14 protein-coding genes are annotated in these 16,522 nt (G+C 72.5%); 6 read left to right on the top strand and 8 right to left on the bottom strand.

Going from position 1 to position 16,522, the window contains the following annotated elements:
- Positions 1-51 precede the first annotated feature (51 nt).
- On the bottom strand, positions 52-1,143 hold the full coding sequence (gene dapC, locus ACFWPT_RS33410) for a succinyldiaminopimelate transaminase (protein WP_380486371.1): 1,092 nt from the start codon (positions 1,141-1,143) through the stop codon (positions 52-54).
- A complete protein-coding gene (locus ACFWPT_RS33405; RefSeq protein ID WP_380379910.1) occupies positions 1,140-1,562 on the bottom strand; it encodes a PPOX class F420-dependent oxidoreductase in 423 nt (140 codons plus the stop codon). Before ACFWPT_RS33405 ends, dapC begins: the two co-directional genes overlap by 4 nt.
- A 169-nt stretch (positions 1,563-1,731) precedes the next feature.
- On the opposite strand from ACFWPT_RS33405, the gene ACFWPT_RS33400 reads away from it, so the two are divergent.
- From ACFWPT_RS33400 to ACFWPT_RS33390, 3 genes are read left to right on the top strand one after another with little or no spacing between them, the layout of a single operon-like run.
- Positions 1,732-3,231, top strand: coding sequence for an FAD-dependent monooxygenase (locus tag ACFWPT_RS33400; protein WP_380486369.1), 1,500 nt, complete (start codon positions 1,732-1,734; stop codon positions 3,229-3,231).
- Positions 3,232-3,280: 49 nt separating this feature from the next.
- A complete protein-coding gene (locus ACFWPT_RS33395; protein ID WP_380346391.1) occupies positions 3,281-4,318 on the top strand; it encodes a methyltransferase in 1,038 nt (345 codons plus the stop codon).
- A gap of 17 nt (positions 4,319-4,335) precedes the next feature.
- Positions 4,336-5,991, top strand: coding sequence for an NAD(P)/FAD-dependent oxidoreductase (locus ACFWPT_RS33390; protein WP_380486365.1), 1,656 nt, complete (start codon positions 4,336-4,338; stop codon positions 5,989-5,991).
- A 96-nt stretch (positions 5,992-6,087) separates the two neighbouring features.
- Here ACFWPT_RS33390 and ctcQ read toward each other — a convergent pair whose 3' ends face one another.
- On the bottom strand, positions 6,088-6,663 hold the full coding sequence (gene ctcQ, locus ACFWPT_RS33385) for a flavin reductase CtcQ (protein WP_380379901.1): 576 nt from the start codon (positions 6,661-6,663) through the stop codon (positions 6,088-6,090).
- 133 nt (positions 6,664-6,796) lie between these two features.
- Entirely contained in the window at positions 6,797-8,329 is a 1,533-nt protein-coding gene (gene tcr3 / locus ACFWPT_RS33380; RefSeq protein ID WP_380345791.1) for a tetracycline efflux MFS transporter Tcr3, read from the bottom strand.
- A gap of 176 nt (positions 8,330-8,505) precedes the next feature.
- On the opposite strand from tcr3, the gene ACFWPT_RS33375 reads away from it, so the two are divergent.
- Entirely contained in the window at positions 8,506-9,003 is a 498-nt protein-coding gene (locus ACFWPT_RS33375) for a MarR family winged helix-turn-helix transcriptional regulator (protein ID WP_063346340.1), read from the top strand.
- On the opposite strand, the gene asnB is transcribed toward ACFWPT_RS33375, so the two are convergent.
- From asnB to ACFWPT_RS33355, 4 genes are all read right to left on the bottom strand, one after another.
- Positions 8,987-10,816 (bottom strand): asparagine synthase (glutamine-hydrolyzing), encoded by a 1,830-nt coding sequence (gene asnB / locus ACFWPT_RS33370; protein WP_380486362.1) that lies wholly within the window; start codon positions 10,814-10,816, stop codon positions 8,987-8,989. The two genes, ACFWPT_RS33375 and asnB, sit on opposite strands and share 17 nt — an antisense overlap.
- Positions 10,817-10,818: 2 nt before the next feature.
- The gene (locus ACFWPT_RS33365; RefSeq protein ID WP_063346342.1) at positions 10,819-11,073 is read right to left on the bottom strand and encodes an acyl carrier protein; all 255 of its coding nucleotides are present in this window, start codon (positions 11,071-11,073) and stop codon (positions 10,819-10,821) included.
- 104 nt (positions 11,074-11,177) lie between these two features.
- Positions 11,178-12,386: a ketosynthase chain-length factor gene (locus tag ACFWPT_RS33360; RefSeq protein WP_063346343.1), complete on the bottom strand. Its 1,209-nt coding sequence runs from the start codon at positions 12,384-12,386 to the stop codon at positions 11,178-11,180.
- Positions 12,383-13,663, bottom strand: a complete 1,281-nt coding sequence (locus ACFWPT_RS33355; RefSeq protein ID WP_380486360.1) for a beta-ketoacyl-[acyl-carrier-protein] synthase family protein — start codon at positions 13,661-13,663, stop codon at positions 12,383-12,385. The genes ACFWPT_RS33360 and ACFWPT_RS33355 overlap by 4 nt, the downstream gene beginning before the upstream one ends.
- A 174-nt stretch (positions 13,664-13,837) precedes the next feature.
- Between ACFWPT_RS33355 and ACFWPT_RS33350 the strand changes: the two genes are divergently transcribed.
- Together ACFWPT_RS33350 and ACFWPT_RS33345 are read left to right on the top strand one after the other, a co-directional pair.
- A complete protein-coding gene (locus ACFWPT_RS33350) occupies positions 13,838-15,082 on the top strand; it encodes an FAD-dependent monooxygenase (protein WP_380427882.1) in 1,245 nt (414 codons plus the stop codon).
- Positions 15,083-15,180: 98 nt separating this feature from the next.
- Positions 15,181-16,518, top strand: coding sequence for a cation:proton antiporter (locus tag ACFWPT_RS33345; RefSeq protein WP_380486357.1), 1,338 nt, complete (start codon positions 15,181-15,183; stop codon positions 16,516-16,518).
- Positions 16,519-16,522: the final 4 nt, after the last annotated feature.

Below are 16,522 nucleotides of genomic sequence, written 5' to 3'. Positions count from 1 at the left end.
CCCGAGACCCCACCGGGTCTCGGGGACCGACGCCGTCGTCCACTCCGTCCGTCAGAAGGCCGCGGCGAGCCGCTTCACCGCCTGCTCGACCCGCTCGTCGGTCTCGGTGACCGCCACCCGGACGTGCCGCGCGCCCGCCTCGCCGTAGAACTCCCCGGGCGCCACCAGGATGCCGAGCTCGGCCAGCGCGCCCACCGTCACCCAGCAGGGCTCGTCCCTGGTCGCCCAGAGGAAGAGCGCGCCCACCGAGTGGTCGATCCGGAAGCCGCACTCCAGCAGCGCCGCGCGCAGCACGGCCCGCCGCCGGGCGTAGCTCCCGCGCTGCCCCGCCAGGTGCGAGTCGTCGCCGAGCGCCGCCACCATGGCGGCCTGCACCGGGGCGGGCACCATGTGTCCGGCGTGCTTGCGCACCTCCAGCAGCGTGGCGATCACCGCCGCGTCCCCGGCAGCGAACCCGGCCCGGTAGCCGGCCAGGTTGGAGCGCTTGGAGAGCGAGTGCACGGCCAGGACCCCCTCGTGGCTGCCACCGCTGATCTCGGGGTGCAGCACCGAGCGGGTCTCGCCCTCCCAGACGTGGTCGAGGTAGCACTCGTCGTTCACCACGAGGGCGCCGCGTTCCCGCGCCCAGCCGACGATCGCGCGCAGCTCGGCGGTGCCGAGGACGCGGCCCTCCGGGTTGGACGGGGAGTTCAGCCAGACCACCCTGGGGGCGGGGCCGTCGTAGTCCAGCGGCGAGGCCGTCCGGACCAGCCGGGCACCCGCCAGCCGGGCGCTCACCTCGTACGTGGGGAAGGCGAGTTCGGGCACCAGGACGACGTCGGAGGGGCCCAGGCCGAGCATGGTGGGCAGCCAGGCGATCAGCTCCTTGGTGCCGACCGCGGGGATCACCGCGGACGGGTCCACGCTCACGCCCTCGCGCCGCAGCAGCCATGCCGCGACGGCCTCGCGGAGCTGCGGCGTACCCTCCGTGGACGGGTAGCCGGGGGCGTCCGCGGCGGCGGCCAGGGCCGCGCGGACGACGGCCGGCGTCCGGTCCACCGGGTCGCCGAGCGCCAGGTTGACCAGCCCGTCGGGGTGGGCGGCGGCGAGCTTGCGGTAGGGGAACAGGACGTCCCAGGGGAACTTCGGCAGCCGCTCTATCATGCCCGGGCCCCCTTCGCGACGGTGCGGGCCAGCGGCGTCGCCTGGCAGTCGGAGTCGATGCCCCAGGAGACGATCCGCTCCGGGGTGATCCGGATCAGCTCGTCGTCGACGTGCGGCAGGACCTCCTTGCCGCCGGTGGGGAGCGCCTGCGCGGTGCCGCGGATCTCCAGGCCCCGGACCACCCAGTCCGCCGGGTCCAGCACGTCGTCCACGACCAGCGAGACCTTCGGATTCTCCTGCACGTGGCGGTACTTGAGGCTGCGGGCCATGCCGCGACCGGTCACATCGATGGTGCCGAGGCCGGCGTTGTAGTGGAAGCCGAGCGGGACGACGTGCGGCTGCCCGCGACCGTCCACGGTGGCCAGGCGGGCTAGCGACTGCGAGGCCAGATAGGCGGCCTCGTTCGCGGTGAAGGGCATGACGGGTCCTCACATCGGTCGGATCAGGGATTCCGCCGACGCTAGGCGTCGCCCTTCGAGCCGCTTTCGTGCCCCGCCCGCGCCAGGGCTGCCAAGAGCGCTGGACACCGGCTCGAAGCGGCGCTGGCACGGTGGGCCCGTCGTACAGGAGCCGGCAGCGGAGGGCGCGATGGACTGCGATGTGGTGGTGGCGGGTGCGGGGCCGACGGGCCTGATGCTCGCCTGCGAGCTGGCGTTGGGCGGTGCCCGGACGCTGGTGGTGGAGCGTAGGGAGGAGCCGGAGAAACACTCGAAGGCCATGGGCATGCAGGGCCGCACCGTGGAACTGCTGGAACTGCGCGGGCTGCTCGACCGGTTCCTGGAGGGCGCGGGCCTGCTCAAGGGCGGCAACTTCGCCAGCCTGGGCGTGCCGATGCGGTTCGAGGAGTTCGACACCCGGCACCCGTACGTGCTGCTGGTGCCGCAGCTGCGCACGGAGGAGCTGCTGGCCGAGCGGGCGCGGGAACTCGGCGTGCGGATCGTCCGGGGCGCTCCCGTCACCGGCTTCACCCAGGACGAGGACGGCGTGACCGTCGAGACCGGGACCGGCACCGTCCGGGCGCGCTACCTGGTCGGCTGCGACGGCGGCGGCAGTACCGTACGCCGGCAGGCGGGGATCGCCTTCACCGGCCAGGACCCGCACATGTACGCGCTGATCGGGGACATGCGGTTCCGAGGTGAGCTGCCGCGCGGTGAGGGACTGGGGCCGATGCGCCCGGTGGGTCTGGTCAACCCGGAGAAGAGGTCCTGGTTCGGCGCCTTCCAGCACAAGCCGGACGTCTACCGGGCCACCGTCGCCTGGTTCGGCGAGCCCTTCCCCGACCGCAACGCGCCGGTCACCGAGGAGGAGATGCGCGCGGCCCTGGTCGAGCACACCGGCGGCGACCACGGGATGCACGACGTCACCTGGCTGTCCCGGCTCACCGACGTCTCCCGGCTGGCCGGGGCGTACCGCAGCGGCCGGGTGCTGCTGGCCGGCGACGCGGCGCACATCCACCTGCCGGCCGGCGGGCAGGGGCTCAACCTCGGTATCCAGGACGCGGTGAACCTCGGCTGGAAGCTCGCGTCCGTGGTACGCGGCCAGGGCGGCGAGGAGTTGCTGGACAGCTACCAGGGCGAGCGGCGCCCGGTCGCCGACGGCGTGGTGCGCAACACCCGGACCCAGGCCGTGCTGATCGACCCGGACCCGAGGTACGACGCGCTGCGCCAGACCTTCCGCGAGCTGATGGCACTGCCGGACACCAACCGCCACATCGCCGGGATGCTGTCCGGCTTCGACGTCGCCTACGGGACGGGTGACCACCCGTCGGTCGGGCGCCGGATGCCGGACGCCGACCTGCTCACCGCCGGGGGCGGCCGACGGATCAGCGGCTGCTTCACCGAGGCGCGCGGGCTGCTGCTGCTGCCCGAACCCGGACCGGCCGCCTCGCCACCGGCCGCCTCGCCACTGGCAACCTCGCCACTGGCCGCCTGGGCCGACCGCGTCACCACCGTGACCGCCAAGGTCGCGGGCGCGGAGCCCGACCTCGCCTTCCTGATCCGCCCTGACGGCTACGTCGCCTGGGCCGGGCCCCCGGCGCGGCGCGAGGAGCTCCGCCACGCCGCGACCACCTGGTTCGGCGCCGCCTGAGAACCGCACGACCCGCACGACACCCGCAGCACACCGAGAGAGGGAGAAGATGACTTCAGTCACCGGCAGCCCCGCCGCCCGCGCGCGCCGGATCGTCGCACTCAACACCGCCTACTTCCAAGCGAAGGCGCTCCAGAGCGCGGTGGAGCTCGGCCTCTTCGAGCTACTGGCGGACCGCTCCGCCGGCGTCGACGAGATCCGGTCCGAACTGGGCGTCGACCACCGGCTGTTCAAGGACTTCCTGGACGCCCTGGTCGGCCTCGACCTGCTGACGGCCGAGGACGGCCGCTACCGCGCCGCCCCGCTCGCCGAGGAGTTCCTGCTCCCGGACGCTCCGACCTACCTGGGCGGCACCGCCCAGCAGCACGCCCGGCTGCACTTCCACGCCTGGGCGCAGCTGACCGACGCGCTGCGCGACGGCAAGGCCAAGTCCGCCGTCGCCGCGCAGGGTCCGCTGGCCTACCCCAAGCACTACGAGGACCTCGACCGCGCCCGCCAGGTCATGGCGCACATGGACGCCCACAACGGGTTCACCGCGGACGAGCTGGCCCGCCAGCTCGACTGGAGCCGCTACACGTCCTTCGTGGACGTCGGCGGCGCGCGCGGCAACGTGGCCTCCCGGATCGCCTCGGCCCACCCGCACCTGCGGGGCGCCGTCTTCGACCTGCCGGCGCTGCGCCCGCTCTTCGACGAGCTGGTGAGCACGGCCGGGACGGCCGACCGGGTCACCTTCCACGGCGGCGACTTCTTCGCCTCCCCGATGCCGGAGGCCGATGTGGTGATCCTCGGCCACGTGCTGCCCGACTGGCCGGTCGACGACCGCCGGGAGCTGCTGCGGCGCGCCCACAAGGCGGTGCGGCCCGGCGGCGCGGTGGTGCTCTACGACGCCATGATCGACCCGGACGAGCGGGACCCGGAGGTCCTGCTGCAACGGATCAACCACACCATGATCCGGGACGACAGCTCCGCGTACTCGCTCCAGCAGGCCCGCGACTACCTGGAGGAGGCCGGCTTCACGGTCGACCGGGTGACCGCCACCGACACCATCACCCGGGACCACTTCGCCATCGGCGTCAAGTCCGCCTGAACGGAAGGGAGAACGACGTGACGGAGCACGCCGCACCGCAGGCGGAACAGCCGTACGACGTGGTCATCGTCGGCACCGGCCTGTCGGGCACCATGCTCGGCTCGATCCTGGCCAAGCAGGACTTCCGCGTCCTGCTGCTCGACGGCACCCACCACCCCCGGTTCGCCGTCGGCGAGTCGACCATCGGGCAGACGCTGGTGGTGCTGCGGCTGATCGCCGACCGGTACGGGATCCCGGAGATCGCCCACCTGGCGAGCTTCGAGGACGTGCTGGCCAACGTGAGCAGCGCGCACGGGCAGAAGAGCAACTTCGGGTTCATGTTCCACGAGGACGGCGAGGAGCCGGACCCGAACCTCACCAGCCAGTTCCGCATCCCCGGGATCGTCGGCAACGCCGCGCACTTCTTCCGGCAGGACACCGACGCGTACATGTTCCACACCGCTGTCCGCTACGGCTGCGACGCGCGGCAGGACTACCGGGTGGAGCGCGTCGACCTCGACGACGACGGGGTCACGGTGGTCGGCGCGGACGGCAGCAGCTACCGCGCCCGCTACCTGGTCGACGCCAGCGGGTTCCGCTCGCCGCTGGCCAAGCAGCTAGGGCTGCGGGAGGAGCCCAGCCGGCTCAAGCACCACGCGCGCTCGATCTTCACGCACATGGTCGGGGTGGAGGCGATCGACGACCACCTGGACACGCCCGACGGGCTGCGTCCGCCGGTGCCGTGGAACGACGGGACGATGCACCACATCTTCGAGCGCGGCTGGATGTGGATCATCCCGTTCGACAACCACCCCGGGGCCACCAATCCCCTGTGCAGCGTGGGCATCCAGCTCGACCCGAGGACGTACCCGGCGCGCCAGGACCTCACCGCCGAGGAGGAGTTCTGGTCCCACGTGGACCGCTTCCCCGCGGTGCGGCGGCAGTTGGAGGGCGCCCGGAGCGTGCGCGAGTGGGTCCGGACGGACCGGATGCAGTACTCCTCGACCCGGACGGTCGGCGAGCGCTGGTGCCTGATGTCGCACGCGGCCGGGTTCATCGACCCGCTGTTCTCCCGGGGGCTGTCCAACACCTGCGAGATCATCAACGCGCTGTCCTGGCGGCTGATGGCAGCGCTGCGCGAGGACGACTTCTCGCTGGAGCGGTTCGCCTACGTGGAGCGGCTGGAGCAGGGCCTGCTGGACTACAACGACCGGCTGGTGAACAACTCGTTCATCTCCTTCTCCCACTACCCGTTGTGGAACTCGGTGTTCCGGATCTGGGCCTCGGCCAGCGTGATCGGCGGCAAGCGCATCCTCAACGCGCTGACCGCGACCAAGGAGACCGGTGACGACACGCACTGCCAGGCCCTGGACGACAACCCGTACCCGGGGCTGTGGTGCCCGCTGGACTTCTACAAGGAGGCCTTCGACGAGCTCACCGAGCTGTGCGAGGCCGTGGACGCCAAGCGGATGACGGCCGAGGAGGCCGCCGCCACCCTGGAGCAGCGGGTGCGGGAGTCGGACTGGATGCTGCCCGCGCTGGGCTTCAACGACCCCGACACCCATCACATCAACCCGACGGCCGAGAAGATGATCAAGCTCGCACAGTGGGCCACCGACCACCCCCGCCCGGAGATCCGGGAGCTGCTGGCCGCCAGCGCCGAGGAGGTCAAGGCCGCCATGCGCAGGAGCTAGGGTCCTGTCCGGCCGAGGACGGCCGGCGGGACCGCCGAGGGCCGCGCCCGGGGAGCTGATCCCCGGACGCGGCCCCTTCCGTCGTCGGCGCGCCGCTCAGCCCTCGGCCGCCAGGGTCAGCGCGACGGTCCTCGGGTCCTCCTCGACCGGCCAGCGGGCGTAGGAGCGGCGCCAGTACATCAGCGGGCTGGGCACCTCCGGCCGGGCGGCACCGTCCACGACGGCACCGATCACGATCGTGTGGTCGCCGGCGTCGAGGGCCGCGGCGACCCGGCACTCGGCGTGCGCGACGGCGTCCAGCGGCACGGTGGGCAGGCCACCGAGCCGGCTGGGCTCCCAGCGGACGCCGCTGAAGCGGTCGCCACTGGCCGAGGCGAACAGCGCGGAGGTGTCCTCACCACCACCGCGCAGCACGTTCACCACGAACTCGCCGCGGTCCAGCACGGCCCGCAGCACCCGGCTCTCCCGATGGATGCAGACCAGCAGCAGCGGCGGCGTCTTGGAGACGCTGCACGCCGCGGAGCAGGTCAACCCGTACGGCTCGCCGTCGGCGCCCAGGGTGGTCACCACGGTCACTCCGGTGGGCAGCGCGCCCATGATGGACAGGAAGGTCGGGCCGTCGACGCAGTCGCCGGCGAGGTCCTCGGGCAGGGGTAGGGGCATGGTGGGCATGGGGTCTCCACTCTCGGCAGTCCGGTGCGGTGTCCCCATGCTCGTCGGGCGCGTTCGAGTCGCCGTCGGGTACGCCGCGTACCCCTGGCCCGGGAGCGGGACCAGGGGTACGCGGGTTGCCTCGGACGCGCGGTCACTCCTCGTCGCGCAGCTCCCGCAGCAGGAAGGTGAGCACGAAGCCGACCGCCAGGATCAGGCCGCCGACCAGGAACATCGTCTGGAAGCCGGCGGCGAAGGCGTCGATCGTGCGGGCCGCGAGGCCACCGCTCGTGGCGGGGTCCGAGAGCGCCTGGCGCACCGCCTCGTCACCGTTCAGGTCACCGCCGATCCGGCCGGCCGCGACGCCGAACAGCACCGACATGAAGACCGCGGCGCCCGCCGTGCCGCCGAGCTGACGGAACAGGCCGGAGGCGGCGTTGGCCACGCCCAGCTCGGACTGGGGCGCCGCGCTCTGGATGGCCAGGGTGATGACCGTCTGGGAGAGCCCGATGCCCAGGCCGAGCCACGCCGTGAGCACCACCACCACCCACAGCGGGGTGTCGGCGCCGGCCGTGGAGAGCCCCAGCAGCGAGCCGGCCATCGAACCGAGCCCGACGATGGCGGGCTTCTTGAACCGGTTCGTCTTCTTGATGATCTTCGCGCAGACCATCTGGGAGATGATCGCGCCCGTCATCAGCGGGATGATCACCAGCCCGGCCACGGTGGCGGTGCGGCCCTGCACCAGCTGGAGGTAGAGCGGCAGGGTGGAGACCGTACCGAAGATGCCGACACCGATGGTGAAGTTGACTGCGGTGGCCAGGGTGATCCCGCCCCGCTTGAACAGCCGCAGCGGGACCATCGCCTCCAGGCCCCGGGCCCGCTCCGCCAGGACGAACAGCACCAGGCCGAGCGCGGCGACGGCGTACAGCACCAGCGAACGGCCCGAACCCCAGCCCCAGTCGAGGCCCTCCTCGGCGACGACCAGCAGCGGCACCAGCCAGAGCGCGAGGGTGACGGCGCCCCGGTAGTCGATCGGGTGGTTCACCCGCTGGTGCGGCAGGTTGAGTGCCTTGCGCACGCTCAGCAGCGCAACCAGCCCGAGCGGCACGTTGATCAGGAAGGCCCAGCGCCAGCCGGTCACCCCCAGGATCTCGCCGGCGCCCGCGAACAGCCCGCCGACCAGCGGGCCGAGCACGCTGGCCGCGACCCACGCCATCATCAGGTAGGAGAAGTACCGGCCGCGCTCCCGCACCGGGGCGAGGTCGGCGATGACGGCCGTGGGCAGCGACATCAGCCCGGCGCCGCCGAGTCCCTGGACCACGCGGGCGACGGCGAGCGTCTCCATCGAGTTCGCCAGCGAGCAGGCCGCCGACCCGACGATGAAGACCACGATCGCCGCCAGGTAGAGCGGCTTGCGGCCGTAGATGTCGGAGAGCTTGCCGTAGAACGGCATCGCGATCGTGGAGCTGACCAGGTAGCCGGTGATGACCCAGGCCTGGACGGTCTGCCCGTGCAGCTGGTCGCCGATCGTGCGCAGCGCGGTCGAGACGATGGTCTGGTCGAGTGCGGCGAGCAGGACTGCCAGCAGCAGTCCGGTGAGGGCCGTGATGATCTGGCGGTGGGTGAAGCCGGCCGGGCCGGCGTCGTCCGCGACGGCCTCGTCGGTCTGCGAGGCGAGGTTTGCCATGTCCTGTTTCTCCATGCGGTTTCGGTCGGCCCGCCGTGCGGTGCCGGACGACCGCACAACCCGGGCCCGACACACAAAATCGACAAGCTCTTGTCAATTTGAGGGTAGTGCCCACCTCGAGTAAATGACAAGCTCTTGTCGAAATCGCGCGAGCGTGCTGCGATTAGGCTTCCGTCATGACCGACCTCTCCCCCGTGGCAGATACCTTGAGCGAGATCACCACCGAGTTGTTCGCCGTCAACGGCGCCCTGCTGCGCGCGGGCGACGGGCTGTCCGGCCGGTTCGGGCTGACCTCCGCGCGATGGCAGGTCCTCGGCCTGCTGGCAGACGGTCCGCACAGCGCCGCGCACCTCGCGCGGGAGCGCGGGCTGCGCCGCCAGGCCGTCCAGCAGACCGTGGTCAAACTGGTCGAGGACGGCCTCGCCACCACCAGCCCCAACCCGGCGGACCGGCGCGCACCGCTGGTCTCGCTGACCGCAAAGGGCGCCGACGCACTCGCCCTGCTGGAGCCGGCCGAGCGGCGCTGGCTGGAACACCTGGCCTCGCCACTGGACCCGGACGACCTGAAGGCCACGCTGCGAGTGCTGCGTGGCCTTCGGGCGGCGCTGGCCGACGAACTGCCCCCGTCGGTCGCGGGCGACAGTGGCACCGCGGATCTCACAGGTCCAACGTGACCTCGTACTCCGTGAGCCAGGAGTTGAGCCAGAGCACCAGCTCCAGGCTCCCCCGGTCGTACGGGCGGCTCACCGCGCCCAGCGGCCGGTCGACGACCGCCCGCGCCCGCCCGAGGTCCAGCAGCGGCAGGACCGGGGCGTCCGCGTCGCGCAGCAGCCGGGCGAGTTCGGCGCGCAGCACGGCCTCGTAGCCCGGGTCCTGGGTGGCCGGGTACGGGGTCTTGACCCGCTCGACCACCGACCGCGGCAACAGGTCGGCGACGGCCGCGCGCAGCAGGCTCTTCTCCCGGCCGTCGAAGGACTTCATCGCCCACGGCACGTTGAAGACGTACTCCACCAACCGGTGGTCGCAGAACGGCACCCGAACCTCCAGGCCCACCGCCATGCTCATCCGGTCCTTGCGGTCGAGCAGGGTCTGCACGAACCGGGTCAGGTTGAGATAGGTGATCTCGCGCATCCGACGGTCATCGGCGGACTCCCCCGGCAGCACCGGCACTTCGGCGAGCGCCTCCGAGTACCGCGCGGCCCGGTAGCCGTCGAGGTCGAGCTTGTCCAGCAGTCCCTGCTGGAACAGCGAGCGGCCGCCGAAGTAGCGTGCCGAACCCGAGGTGAGCCAGGGGAAGGTGGTGGCGCGCAGGGCCAGCGGGTTGTGGAACCAGCGGTAGCCGCCGAACAGTTCGTCCGCGGCCTCGCCGGACAGCGCCACCGTGCACTCCCGCTTCACCGCCCGGAAGAACAGGTACAGCGAGGGCCACATGTCACCCCAGTACGCGGGCGGCAGGTCGGTGGCCCGCAGCACCGCGGCGCGCACCGCCGGATCCGTCAGATCGCCGCTGTCCAGCAGGACTTCGCGGTGTTCCGCACCCACGTGCCGGGCCAGGTCGTGGACGAACGGCGCGTCCGGCGCCTGGCGCACCGCGTCCGGGGCGAAGCCGTCCGCCGCGCCCCGGAAGTCCACCGAGAACGAGCGCACCGGCCCCGACCGGGCCGCCAGCGCCGTCACCGCCGAGGAGTCGAGGCCTCCGGAGAGCAGGCAGCCCAGCGGCACGTCCGAGACCAGCTGGCGCGCGACCGTGTCGGACAGCAGCTCCCGCACCGTCCCGATGGTCGCGGACAGGTCGTCGGTGTGCTCACGGGCCTCCAGCCGCCAGTAGGTGTGCCGGCGCACCCCGGTGCGCCCGACCCGGACGAGTTGGCCGGGCCGGACCTCGCGCATCCCGGAGAAGACGGCCGCCTCGGGCGTCTTGACCATGTCCAGCGCCTCGCACAGCCCCTCCGCGCCGACCCTGCGCGGCACCGCGCGGTCGGCGAGGACGGCCTTCGGCTCCGAGCCGAACAGCACGCCCGTGTCTGTCGGGTAGTAGTACAGCGGTTTGACGCCCATCCGGTCGCGGACCAGCAGCAGTTCCTCGGCCTGCTCGTCCCAGATGCCGAAGGCGTACATGCCGTTGAGCCGGTCCACCAGCGCGGCACCCCACTGGAGGTAGCCGCGGAGCACCACCTCGGTGTCGCACGCCGTCCGGAACCGGTGGCCGAGCGCGATCAACTCGGCGCGCAACTCACGGAAGTTGTAGACCTCGCCGGCGAACGTGATCGCCGCGCCGCGGCCCCGGTGCCGGGCGGTCATCGGCTGCTGCCCGTGCGCCGGGTCGATCACCGCCAGCCGGCGGTGGCCGAAGCCGACCCACGGGCCGAACCAGAGCCCCTCGGCGTCCGGCCCTCGGCAGGCCATGGTGTCCGTCATCGCCTGCAGCAGATCACGGCGCTGCTCGGGGGAGGCGTCGAAGTCGACCGCCCCAACGATGCCGCACACGCTCAACCCACCTGGGTCAGGCTCAGGTTGACCGCGGCCAGCAGCTGCCGCGGGGTCCTGGCCTCGACCACGACGTCGTCCGGCAGCGCGATGCTCCGGTCCCGCTCGATCATGTTGACGGTGTTGAACAGCGCCAGCGAGTCGTAGCCCAGGGCCTCGAAGGGCACGTCCAGGACGTCGTCGAGGTCGACGCCCTCGTCGACGCCCGCGGCCTCGCGCAGCGTGGTGATCAGATCGTCAAGGGTGAACTCTGCCATGGCGTTTCCTCAGTTCGGTCGATCGTCGGTCGGTTCTTCGGCGGCCGCTTCCGCGGCTCGCCTGCAGTCGGTCGGAAGTCGGTCGGAAGTCGGTCAGCGGTCGGTCAGCAACCCGTCAGCACCAGCGCGCTGTTGAACCCGCCGTGCCCACGGGCGAGTACCAGCGCGCTCCCCAGCCGGGACGGCCTCGGCCGGTCCCCCACCAGGTCCAGCTCACCGAAGGCGGGCCGTCCGAGGTGGACGGAGGGCGGGATCACCGAGTCCCGCATGGCCAGCAGCGCCGCGGCCACGTCCAGCGGGGCACCCCCGGCGAGCAGCCGGCCGGTCATCGTCTTGGGCGCCGTCACCGGCACCCCGCGCGGTCCGAACACCGCGCTCAGCACCTCGGCCTCCGCCCGGTCCCGCTCGGCCACCCCGCTGGCGTCGGCGAAGACCACGTCGATGTCGGACGGGCCGGCCCCGGCGTCGGCCAGCGCCGCCTCGATCGCCCGCCGCAGCCCGGGCGGACGCCCGGAACCGGGGCGCGGGTCGAAGGTGGCCGAGTAGCCGGCCACCTCCCCGTAGTGGCGGCGCTGCCCGCGCCCGGCCGCCCGCTCGGGATCCTCCAGGACGAGCAGCGCACCGCCCTCCCCCGGCACCCCGCCCGACGCGTCGGCGTCGAACGGCAGGAAGGCCCGCCGTGGGTCCCGTTCCGGGCTCACCGTGCCGCTGCGGGTGAGGCAGAGCCACGACCACGGGCAGAGCGAGCCGTCCACCCCGCCCGCCAGCATCAACGCGGTGCCCTCCCGGACGTGCCGCCGCGCCTTGGCCAGTGCGTCCAACCCGCCCGCCTGCTCGGCCACCAGCGCCGAGCCGGGGCCCCGCATGCCGTGCCGGATCGAGATCTGCCCGGTGTTGACCGGGTAGAACCAGGCGAAGGACTGGTACGCGCTGACGTATGCCGGGCCCTTGCTCCACAGCGCCGTCAGCTCCCGCTGCCCGAACTCGAACCCGCCGGCGGAGGCGGCCGTGACCACCCCGGCGGCGAAGTCCGGCATCGTCGCCGGGTCCGCCCCCGCGTCGGCCAGGGCCTCCTCCGCCGCCACCAGCGCCAGCCTGGTCATGTGGTCGGTCTGGGGCAGCAGCCTGCTCGGCAGATGGTCCTCCGGCCGGAAGTTCACCTCACCGGCCACGTGCGCCCGGTAGCCGGCCGAGTCGAAGCGGGTCACCGGGCCGAGGCCCGAACGGCCGGCCAGCGTGGCCTCCCAGTACTCCTCCACACCCCAGCCGTTCGGCGCCACCACGCCGATACCGGTCACCACGACCTTCGTCATGCCCCGCTCCATTCCGGCTCGGCCAGCACGATCGCGCTCTGGAAGCCACCGAAACCACTGGCCACGCTGAGCACCGTGGACACCCGCTGCTCCCTGGCCACCAGCGGCACGTAGTCCAGATCGCACTCGGGATCGGGCACGTGCAGATTGGCCGTCGGCGGAACCACCGAGTGCTCGATCGCCAGCGCGCTGGCGGCGAACTCCAGGGCACAGACCGCGCCCAGCGAGTGCCCGATCATCGACTTGATCGAGCTGACCGGCACCCGGTAGGCGTGCCCGCCGAGGCTCCGTTTGAACGCGGCCGTCTCGTGCCGGTCGTTCTGCTTGGTGGCCGAGCCGTGCGCGTTGACGTACGCGATGTCCTCGGGATTCATCCGGCTCCGGTCGAGCGCGACCCGAATCGCCTCCGCCATCTCGTTCCCGTCCAGCCGCAGCCCCGTCATGCTGTAGGAGTTGCAGCGCCCGGCGTACCCCGTGACCTCGGCGTAGACGTGCGCGCCGCGTCGGCGCGCGTGCTCGCGCTCCTCCAGGACGAACATCGCCGCGCCCTCGCCGAGGGCGAAGCCGTTGCGGGTCAGGTCGAACGGCCGCGAGGCGCTCTCCGGCTCGTCGTTGCGCGGCGAGGTCGCCTTGATCGCGTCGAAGCAGGCCACCGTGATCGGAGAGATCGCCGCGTCCGACGCACCGGCCAGCATCACGTCCGCCTCGCCGTCACGGATCAGGTCGCAGGCGTGGGCGATCACGTCGATACCGGAGGTGCACCCGGTCGAGACCACGCCCACCGGCCCCTCGGCCTCCACCAGCCAGGCCAGTTCGGTCGCCATCGAGGACGGCACGAAGTAGTCGTACAGATAGGGCACACCGTGGGCGTCGTCGACCAGCTGCCGCCGGCCCTCGTCGCTGACCACGGCGAACTCGCGGTCGAGGCTGATCGTCATCCCGCACGCCGTCCCGGCCATCACCCCGGTGCGGAGCGGATCGTTCGACCCCGACACCCCGGAGTCGGCCAGTGCCTCGCGCGCCGCCACCATGGCGAACTGCGCGGTGCGGTCCCATTGCCGGATCTGACGCTGGGTCAGACCACTGGCCACCGGATCGAAATCACACTCGGCGGCCACCCGGGACCTGAACGGCGACGGGTCGAACGTCGAGATCGTCCGGGTCGCCGTCCGGCCCGCGGTCAGCAACTCCCAGAACGCCTTGGTGCCGACCTCGCCGGGGGCCACCACCCCCATCCCGGTCACCACCACGCGGCGCCGCCCGTCCTCACCTGACACCGCTGCTCCCCCGCTCCGCATCCGACATACCCGATCGCCTCCTGTCCGTGAGAAGAAATCCGCCGGCACCGATCGTCGGCTCCCGCCCTCGCGGCGGATTCGAGCCGCCGTCCACCTGCCGCGCGGCCCGCCGCGCGAACCGGCGTTGAGGAGTGCTGCCTAGCCTCTGGTCGCATGGACATCGACACCGACATCTGCGTGGTCGGCGGCGGCCCCGCCGGGCTGACGCTCGCCCTGCTCCTGGTCCGCTCCGGCGTGCGGGTCACCCTGCTGGAACGCAGCCGCTCGCTGGACCGGACGTACCGCGGCGAGATCCTCCAGCCCGGCGGCCAGGCACTGCTGGACGAGCTGGGCGTCCTCCGCCCGGCGCGGGCGCACGGCGCCGTCGAGCACCAACGCTTCCTGCTGGAGGAGCGCGGCCGGATCCTCATCAACGGTGACTACCGACGGCTGCCCGGACCGTACAACTGCCTGCTGAGCCTGCCACAACGCCACCTGCTGGCCGAGCTGCTGGCCGCCTGCGCACGGCACGACGGCTTCCGCTACCTGGCGGGCACCAGGGCGAGCGGGCTGGTGGAGGAGGGCGGCGTCGTCCGCGGGGCGGTCGCCGCCGGGGCCGGCGGCGCGGGCGAGCAGGTGATCCGGGCGCGGTGCGTGGTCGCGGCGGACGGCCGCTTCTCGAAGATCCGCACCCTCGCCGGCATCGGCTACCGGCGCCAGGAGCTGTTCAGCCAGGACGTCCTCTGGTTCCGGCTGAGCGGAGCGCCGCAGCGGAGCACCGGGCACACGCGGGACGTCCGGGTCTTCCGGGCCGGCGGCAATCCGGTCCTGAGCTACTCCTCGGTGCCCGACTCGCTCCAGCTCGGCTGGACGCTCCCGCACGGCGGCTTCCGTCGGCTGGCCGACCGGGGAGCCGACCACATCATCGAGCAACTGTGCCACGCCGCACCGGAGTACGCCGAGCGCATCCGCGAGGAGATCACCGGCTTCGGGGACCTGTCCCTGCTCGACGTCTTCTCCGGCAGCGCCGAGGAGTGGGTGCGCGACGGGCTGGTGCTGATCGGCGACAGCGCCCACACCCACAGCCCGATCGGCGCGCAGGGCATCAACCTCGCCATTCGGGACGCCGTCGCGGCTCACCCCGTCCTGGTCGAGGCGGTGCGCAGCGCCGACGCCGGCGCGGCCCGGCTCGACCGGTACACAGCGCTGCGCAGGCCCGAGGTGGACCGGATCACCCGGATCCAGCGGATCCAGAGCCGGATGATGCTCTCCACCGGGCGCCTCTCCTCGGCGATCCGCCCGCGGACGGCGGCTCTGGTGTCCAGGACCCCGCTCTACGGCGCGATGCTGCGCCGGATCGCCTTCGGCACCTCGCCCGTCCGGCTGCGGACCGATCTGCTCGGCTCCACCGGACGGTGACCGGCGCCCTCCCCCACCCCTCCCGGTACGTCACCCCATTTCCCGTACCGGCCTGGCAGCCGCCCTCACCGGGGCACCGAGCGAAGAGGTAGAGCGTGATGACTCCACTGATCGATCCGCATCAACTGTCGGCCGCCGGGCCGACCGAGGCGGCGACGGCGGGCGGTGTGCTCGTCGCCCTGGCCGTCATCCTCGGCACCGCGTTCGTCTGCGGGAGACTGGCCGTCCGGCTGCGCCAGCCCGCCGTCATGGGTGAGATCGTCGGCGGGGTCGCCCTCGGGCCCAGCCTGATCGGTCTGCTCCCGGGACGGTTGGACGCCGTCCTGTTCCCCCCCGAGGTCCAGCCCCATCTGCGGGTGCTCTCCCAACTCGGCCTGGTCTTCTTCATGTTCATCGTGGGGTACCGGTTCGACACCGCCCATCTGCGGGGCGCCGGGCGCCGGGTGACGGCGGTGTCGCTCAGCTCCGTCGCACTGCCCTTCGCGCTCGGCCTGGGCCTCGCGGTGCTGCTCCAACCCTGGTTCGACGCCTACCAGTTGAGAACCACCGGCTGGCTGGGCCCGGCCCTGTTCCTGGGGACGGCGATGTCCATCACGGCCTTCCCCGTCCTCGCCCGGATCATCGCCGAACGCGGGATGCACCAGGATCCGCTCGGCACCCTGTCGCTCGCCTGCGCCGCCCTGCAGGACTTCCTCGCGTGGTGTGCGCTGGCCGTGGTAGTGGCCGTGGTGAACGCCCAGAGCCCTTGGGCGCTCGGACGGTTGGCGCTGAACACGGTCGTCGTCGTGCTCGTCCTCGGTTGCGTCGTCCGCCCCGCCCTCGGCTGGCTGCTGGCGCCGGAGCGGCGCCGCGCCGTCGGCGGACCGTGGATCCACGCCGTCCTCGTCACCGGGACACTGCTCTCCGCCTGGGTCACCGGCGAGATCGGCCTGGACGCCGTCTTCGGCGCCTTCATGTTCGGCGCGGCGGTGCCCCGCGACCGGATCGACGCCCTCGCGCCCGAGGTCCCGGAGCGCATCGAGCAGGCCGGCCTCCTCCTGCTGCCGGCCTTCTTCACGGTCACGGGGCTGGCCGTCGACCTGACCGGCATCGGGTGGCACGGCCTGGTCATCGTGGCCGCGGTGCTGGTGACGGCCTGCGTCGGCAAGTTCGCCGGTGCCGCCGCCGCTGCCCGGCTCACCGGCTCGACCAGGCGGGAGGCGGCCGCCCTCGGCATCCTGCTCAACGCCCGAGGCCTCACCGAGCTCGTCATCCTGAACGTGGGCCACCGGCTCGGCGTCATCGACACCCGGATGTTCAGCACGATGGTGGTCATGGCCCTCGTCACGACCCTGATGACCGGGCCGCTGCTGCGACGCGTCGCCCCGCGGGGCACGCCACCACCATCGCTCCGCGCCCGCTCGGCCGCCCCCGAGGCGGTGTCCAGCAACTCCTGACCGT

Origin of the sequence: Kitasatospora sp. NPDC058478, from assembly GCF_042720345.1 — a bacterium.
Lineage (GTDB): Bacteria > Actinomycetota > Actinomycetes > Streptomycetales > Streptomycetaceae > Kitasatospora.
Note: the sequence above shows the minus strand (reverse complement) of the source record. Positions and strands in the feature narration are given on the sequence as shown.